Annotated in this window: 9 protein-coding genes; all 9 read right to left on the bottom strand. The window is 55.8% G+C overall.

Going from position 1 to position 6772, the window contains the following annotated elements:
• The coding region (locus OGY08_RS21805; RefSeq protein WP_286565545.1) for a C40 family peptidase at window positions 1-697 on the bottom strand (697 nt) is incomplete at its 3' end.
• Window position 698: 1 nt separating this feature from the next.
• Window positions 699-1454 (bottom strand): phage minor tail protein L, encoded by a 756-nt coding sequence (locus tag OGY08_RS21800; protein ID WP_286565543.1) that lies wholly within the window; start codon window positions 1452-1454, stop codon window positions 699-701.
• The gene (locus OGY08_RS21795; RefSeq protein WP_125363803.1) at window positions 1451-1798 is read right to left on the bottom strand and encodes a phage tail protein; all 348 of its coding nucleotides are present in this window, start codon (window positions 1796-1798) and stop codon (window positions 1451-1453) included. The genes OGY08_RS21800 and OGY08_RS21795 overlap by 4 nt, the downstream gene beginning before the upstream one ends.
• A gap of 3 nt (window positions 1799-1801) precedes the next feature.
• Window positions 1802-4318 carry a phage tail tape measure protein gene (locus OGY08_RS21790; protein ID WP_126317845.1) on the bottom strand — a complete coding sequence of 839 codons (2517 nt, stop codon included), beginning with the start codon at window positions 4316-4318 and terminating at the stop codon, window positions 1802-1804.
• Window positions 4296-4574 (bottom strand): phage tail assembly protein T, encoded by a 279-nt coding sequence (locus OGY08_RS21785; RefSeq protein ID WP_286565540.1) that lies wholly within the window; start codon window positions 4572-4574, stop codon window positions 4296-4298. The genes OGY08_RS21790 and OGY08_RS21785 overlap by 23 nt, the downstream gene beginning before the upstream one ends.
• A gap of 50 nt (window positions 4575-4624) precedes the next feature.
• The gene (gene gpG, locus OGY08_RS21780) at window positions 4625-5032 is read right to left on the bottom strand and encodes a phage tail assembly chaperone G (protein ID WP_008784480.1); all 408 of its coding nucleotides are present in this window, start codon (window positions 5030-5032) and stop codon (window positions 4625-4627) included.
• 36 nt (window positions 5033-5068) lie between these two features.
• Window positions 5069-5806 carry a phage tail tube protein gene (locus tag OGY08_RS21775; RefSeq protein WP_286565538.1) on the bottom strand — a complete coding sequence of 246 codons (738 nt, stop codon included), beginning with the start codon at window positions 5804-5806 and terminating at the stop codon, window positions 5069-5071.
• A 7-nt stretch (window positions 5807-5813) separates the two neighbouring features.
• On the bottom strand, window positions 5814-6212 hold the full coding sequence (gene gpU / locus OGY08_RS21770) for a phage tail terminator protein (RefSeq protein ID WP_125363801.1): 399 nt from the start codon (window positions 6210-6212) through the stop codon (window positions 5814-5816).
• Window positions 6209-6763: a phage tail protein gene (locus tag OGY08_RS21765; protein ID WP_008784477.1), complete on the bottom strand. Its 555-nt coding sequence runs from the start codon at window positions 6761-6763 to the stop codon at window positions 6209-6211. The genes gpU and OGY08_RS21765 overlap by 4 nt, the downstream gene beginning before the upstream one ends.
• Between the last annotated feature and the right edge of the window lie 9 nt (window positions 6764-6772).

The raw sequence follows: 6772 nt of genomic DNA, 5'->3' as shown, positions 1-6772 counted from the left end.
TATACCGTAGAACCTTCATCGTCCGTTCCTGCCAGTAGCCGCCATAAGGCACACGCTGACTCAAATGGCCATAAAGATGGTGGAGTAGCATATTGCCTTCCAGCAGGATCCCTGCATGGTTCCACTTATTAGCCTGGACCTGCATGATAACCATATCACCTGGCTGCGGCACGCCACTGAATTCACGGAATCCGCATTCATACCAGCAATCATGGTAGAAGTTTTCGGGGTAACTGTCCTCCCACCAGGGATAATCCACGCGGTAATCCGTCAGCTCAATGCCGTGCGTTTGCCGGAAATAGCTCATCACCAGCCCCCAGCAATCGAAGTGACCGAGCACAAACGGGCGCTCCAGTAGCGGCAGCTCGCCCCGCGGCTGAATGGTACGCAGATCCCCCTCCGGCCAGCTGACGATGTGCCACGGAAGTAACATAGCGTCACACTGTGCCTTATCCAGTTCGCTCGCCTGCGTCGTGGCATCCGGGTGGCTGTGGACAATGGCAATCACTGTTCCCCAGTCTTCGGCAGCGGCGTAATCTTCCGGCGACAGGTGGAAATGCTCTGTCGGATCGGTTGCCAGATTACGGCAGGGAATGTACCGCTGCACCCTGCTTTTTTGCACCACTACGCCGCAGCATTCACGCGGATATTCAGCAGCAGCATGCGCCATAATGGCGTCGATAATTTTCTGACGCATATCAGCTCCTGATCAGGGATGTGCCAGGGAAGCCACCGAACGGCAACTCGTTCCCCTCGCCATGCCTCAACTTGCACGCAGTGAGCGTACCGGGACATTCATCGAGTGACGGATCGTTAACCGGGTTGTTGTGCTTGTCGAAATAACGCGTTCCGGCATAGTCACATCCATCACCTGAGCGATATTTGTTACGGATACACCAGGTACAAAGCGAATGTAGCTGGCGCGTCGGGATCATCAACCCCTGCAGGTCCATTGGACTGGACAACGTAAACGCCACCACCTCGTTGGTTTCAGTGCTCTTGGCGTCAATGTAAAACACCTTCAGCTTTTCCTGCTGCGGATCCGCTGACGGGTTTCCCTCCGGATAGTTTTTCGCATCCAGATACTGCGCCAGCGTGTCATGAATCGTGACCTTTGCCTGCAGCAGGTCATCATAAGTAAGACACAGCGCCGTAATGGAACTATCCAGGTTAGCTACCGACAGCGTCGGCTGCGCGCTGGTCCCGTCGGTCGCCGTCTCAATACCCTCGATCTGGCAGGGCCAGGCTTTATATTCCTGCCCCTGCCACCAGATTGATTTCGCCGGTAGCTTTTTTTCATCTCCACCAGCAGCGGCAATTTCATCGGGAGTGTGGACAATGTTGTGGGCGTGGAAGCGGAGAACGTCGGAAACACCAAATGAGGTGCCATCGACATCAAAAAGTCGGACAACATTGCCCGGCTCAAGTTTCTGATAATCACTGTTTAAGCTCATGGTGCAAACGCCTGTTCAAATGTGGCTGATACGGTTTCAACCGTTTTACTTTTGGTGACGCGCTGCAGGCTGTCTGCCTCAACGCGCCAGAGCGCAAGATCACCGCCAGGCGGGGTAAACGAAAAGGATTTCGTCTTATGGCGCCGCAGGAAAACATAGATATCCTTGACGGTTCCCGGTTCGCCGGTAAATGAAAACTCATAGCTGAGCGTTTCATCATTCAGACCGGCACCTGACACTTGCTTATAGCCATCACCAAACTGTGCCGTGCGGACGGTATCCTTACTTTTCAGGGTCGGCTGGCTGGATGCTTTAATCCGCCATGCAAAATGCTCGATCGCCATTGCTTACCTCTGTTTTGTTGCATTCCAGATGATGCCACCTGGCCGGACTTCTCTGGTGATACCTTCCCTGATGGAGCTGTTGATCACCTGCTGATAGGCTTTCCCCAGCGCATCGCCGCTTCCTTTCTGTTGACCGGAATCCCCCTGGCTTGTTGTAACCGAAACCGGCGCATACACGCTGACACCAAAAGGAGAAGCAACGCCAGCGCCACTCCCCCCGACCAGGCCACCAGTCGCATAACCGCGCATCATGCGATAAAGGTTGCCGACACCGATTCGGTTGGTGGCTTCCTGCGTAAAGACAAACTCTCCACGGTGCACCACACCTGCTGGTTCATACTTGCCGCCGGACCCGGTATAACCACCACCAGCAAAACCCAGCGCTGACGTGGCGGAACTGACCAGGCCAGCCATAGCCTGCTTCATCAGAATCTGCGTCAGCATCGACAACGTGGAACGGGTGAAATCTGCCCAGTTTGCTTTCCCTGTCGTCAGCATATCGGCCATATTCTGGCTGATACCATCGAATGTGGCTGAAGCAGCGGACTTCATCGAACCATAGGCATCAGCTGCTGAATCGGCATAGTCAGCCCACGCTGATTTCGCCCCGGCCTGCCAGTTGCCACGTAGCTCGTCCTGCGCGGCATAATATTTCTTCAGTGCATCCAGTTCGTTCTGATAACCCTGATCGGTGTCCGTACCGCCGGCATTCATCCAGCCCTGCCGCAGCTGTGCCTCTTCGTTTTGCCGCTGCGCGCCGCGACTGCTCATGCTGCCCCCGGCCACAAGCGCTCGGGTTTTCTCCCCAATCTGGGTAACGTACTTCTGCGAGCTGTCCTGCAGGCGGTTTAACCGTTCCTGGGCAACAATCTGATCGCCCAACCGGGCATTCACTTCGGCCCGCGCCAGTACCTCGTCTTTGTTCGCCAGCACCGATTTTTCATCGGCGGTCAGCGCGCGCTTTTTGGCGGCCTCTTCCAGCACCGAAAAGCGGGATTGCTGTTTCCACAATTCCTGCCGCTGCTGGCTGATGGTATCCGTGATGCTCTTATGCTCCTGCAGAGTGCGTAACTGCGCCTCCAGCTCCAGCGTTTGCGCGCTGGCAGTATCGACGCTTTTTACTCCTGCAGGTGTTTTCACCGCTGAAGGGGCTTTGGGTTTCTTCAGCGAGTCGTCGTATTCTTTTTTCGCTGCTTCCAGATTGATGTTGTAGTCAGCCTGGAGGATCCGACCGTCTTTCAGCGCCTTGTTCAGTTCATTCTGACGGGCCGTGTACTTCTCCAGCGCAGTCTGCGTCTTTGCATAATTCGACTGCGCCTGCACGGCATACTTCTGGCGGTCAGATTCAATCACCGCCTCGCGCGCGGCGTTATCCTCAGTTGCCTTTGCCACACTGGCCTGCTGTTGCGCCATTTCCAGTGCAAGGCGGGCAGATTCCCGATCGTTCCAGTAGCTGGCGCGCGCATCATCATTGACATAACCATCACCTTTACGCAGATTCCAGATTTCATCCGCCCGCTTAAAGGCCGCTTCAGCTTTGGCAACCATCTCCTGCGTGGTGTCAGGCCGCCCGATATCGAGCGCTGCATCCCACATCGATTTAAAGGCACGCTTCAGGCTGTCGGCAGCAGACTCAATCGACCCCATATTGTCGCGCAGGCTCTTTGTCTGCTCACGAAAACCGTTCGTCGCCGCATCATTAGCTGCCTGCAGCGCCCCGGCTTCATCCCCGGCACGCTGCAGCTGCGCCACATAAGCAATCTGTTCCGCTGTGACGTTGTGGAACTGCTGCGCCATGGCAATCAGACCAGAGGTCGGATCGTTCGTCAGTTTGCCGAATGCCGCCGCCACCTTATCGACCGGCACACCCGACGCATCGGTAAATTTCGCTACCGCCTGACTCATCTCATCGAACCGGGCACCGGCACGCACTCCGGCGTTGACCAGCTCCGTCAGCGCGCTGCTGGTCTGGTTAAACGTGAGTCCCGCCTGCTCGCCGGATTTCGCCAGCACCAGCATGCGGTTTGAGGTCAGCCCGGCAGTGTTACCGGACAGGACCAGCGTTTTGTTGAAATCAGACAGCGTGGACGAGCCCTGATACCAGGCGTAAAACACCGCGCCAGTGGCGGCCGCCAGCGCGCCAACACCTACCATCACCGGCGATATGGTGCCCAGCAGCGCCCGAAAGGTCGGAATGATACCGCCGAAGGAGTCTTTCACCTGACCGCCCTGCTGCAGCAGGATAAGCCACGGACTCTGTCCACCGGCCAGTTGGGTGGCGATATCCGTAAACTGCGCAGGCAGCATACGCATCGCCGCGTTGTACTGGCCGACAGAAATACCGGCCTTCTTCGCGGCGCTCTCCTGGCGGGTAAATGACTGCTGTACCTTCAGCGCCGAGTCATTCGCTGCGTCACCCGTCTGCTTAAACTGCCTTTTTACGTACTCCATCTGCTCGTTGAACTTTGACGAGTTAACATCAAGATTAACGACCAGGTCACCCACTGCCGTCTGGGCCATAGCGAACACCTCCTGAAATGCCCTCGGCCTTTGCCATCAGCACAGCGTCACCGGGTTCATCGTCGGCAATATCCTCCGCTGAAGGTGAAAGCAGGCTGAAGCTGGCAGGGGTTGATGTGGTTTTGGGGTCAAGCGCGGTAATGACGATATGCATCAGCGAGGAAAAATGTGCATCCAGTTGCACATCATTAAAAAAATTGTCCTGGTAGAACGTTCGCCAGTCGGCGTATTCCGTTGACGACATATCAGCAAGCATGGCGCGCCAGTCCGGGCGGCGAAATTCACGCGCCAGTTTCAGGACGAATGTCAGCTCGCTGGCGAGGACTTTTCCAGACTGACCGGCTCAGTCACAGCAACATCCTCTGGATCATTCGCTTCCTGCAGCGGCACCATGCCGGACAGCAGCTTCACGCTGTACTCTGCTGCGGAAACAATCTCCAGCGGCCAGGTCATCAGTACTTCATTCTGGATCTGCTCAACGTCTTCTTTCGGCGTTTTGTGCGCCCCTTTCAGGGGATGTCCATGCCATAAAGACATGGCCACCAGCAGTGCGCCGGATTTAATCGTCATATCCATCGCCGCCTGCATGTCGGCATCGGTGATACTTTCCAGCGTCTTCAGGTGTTCAAGATGCTCAATACGCTGCAGCGCCGACAGTTCGTAGAGCGTGACGGTCTTGCCGTTGCGTTCGAACGGCTCACTTTTTAAAAACATGGATTACTCCAGAAAGCGGGGCCACAGCCCCGGAAGTCAGGCAACGGTGACTTTACAGATCGCGACAAACAGCCCGTCGTTAGTCATCACAATAATGTCAGCGGTTCCGGCTGCAATACCGGTTACCGTCAGCACCGTACCGGCGACAGTCACCGTGGCTTTACCTGCATCCGTGGTGGTGGCCCGGAAAGATGGATCGCTTGCGCTGGCTGGCGCCACGGTGACATTCAGCGTGGTGGTGGCAGCAACCGCAACGGTGGTGGTCGATTTATCCAGGCTGACGCCGGTTACGTCAATCACTGCAGCAGCGCTGTCTTCAGCAAGACCAGGTTTGCCGTTGTTGCTGATTTTGACAGAACGGGTAATGGTGTCTTTTGCCGTCACCGTTTTACCCAGGCTGCTTACCCAGCCACGGAACACATCGATGGTGCCATTCGGGTATTTGATTTTGTACGCCAGCACGGTACCGTCATCAAACCAGCGAACCAGATCCTGCTGCCCGCTCTCGGCAGGTTTCCAGGCCAGCGTAAAACTGGCCTCCCCCGCCGATTTCTGGCCCTGTGAAGTGGACGTCCAGTCAGCATCCGCATCATCCAGATAGGTGTCGTCGTTTGATTCGGCAGTCAGTTCACCGGGCTGCAGGTCTTTAATCTTTGCCAGGCGCGTCCAGTCAACATCCGATAATGGGTTAGCGAACGGGTTGCCCGACCCGGAATAAATCCAGAGTGTGGTGGTGGCACCCTTTACCGGCGCCAGTGGGTTTGGTGTAGTCATTACGTCCTCACATAATGTAGCTGATGGAATAACTGAGGTCGGCAGATCCCCACGTCATGGCCTCTTCATCGCGCTGATAGTCATACCTCTGAGCCGCCATCAATTCGAGAAGATTTGCCAGTTCGGGAACATCAGCCATTGCCGGATAGATGCGGTCCTCCATCCAGGAATCCAGAGCACTGTCTGTAGCCGTGGCTTTTAGAAACACCTCAACATGCAGCACGGCTGTCCACATATCTTCATCAACACTTTCATCCGAGGCTCGGGCGTCAGAAAGGTAAACCGCAACCGCCGGAAGATCCTGCTCATCCAGAAACCCAGGACGACCATCGAACCATGTCACTGCATCTGAGATATTGCGCTGGAGCGCGGTTAGTACGGCTTTGCGGATATCACTGTTTTTCATCGTTTAAGGATCAGCCTCAGTTGGTTAGACAGGTTTTGTCGCATAATTTGCGGCATACGTTCGTCCATAAGTTTTGGCACTTCAGCCCGGAACGTTTCGGTCAGAGGAACGGAAAGGGGAATACTGACCACTTCAATGGGATACCGACTCTTTGTGGTACGCCGCAAGACATGCCAGCGACCGTTTGCCAGTTGTTGAATAAAGGCCCCGGGAAAACGAAAACGCCCCACACGCAGCTCACTGTTCGCACCTGACTTATCACGTTTACGCCGTGACAGACGCATACTGGATGGTCCCAGTTTGATAGCGGGAAGATTCCCGCGGTTTATGCGAATCAGAGCGCGCGGCTTCTCCACCGTAGCCCGACGTATCCGTGCACGCTGCCTGACCAGTTTTCGGGGAACGCGGGTTGATTTCGCGACAGCGGACACACTGCGATTGACCGCCTGCGTGGCGATACGGTTCACCGTCTGGGCGGAAGCGCGCGGTACAGCTCTTTTACTGATGCTGTTCAGATTAGCAATGGCCTGCTCCAGCCCCTTAATCGACATACTCCCTCC

The organism is Citrobacter sp. Cpo069 (assembly GCF_030332785.1).
GTDB lineage: Bacteria > Pseudomonadota > Gammaproteobacteria > Enterobacterales > Enterobacteriaceae > Citrobacter > Citrobacter portucalensis.
Note: the sequence above shows the minus strand (reverse complement) of the source record. Positions and strands in the feature narration are given on the sequence as shown.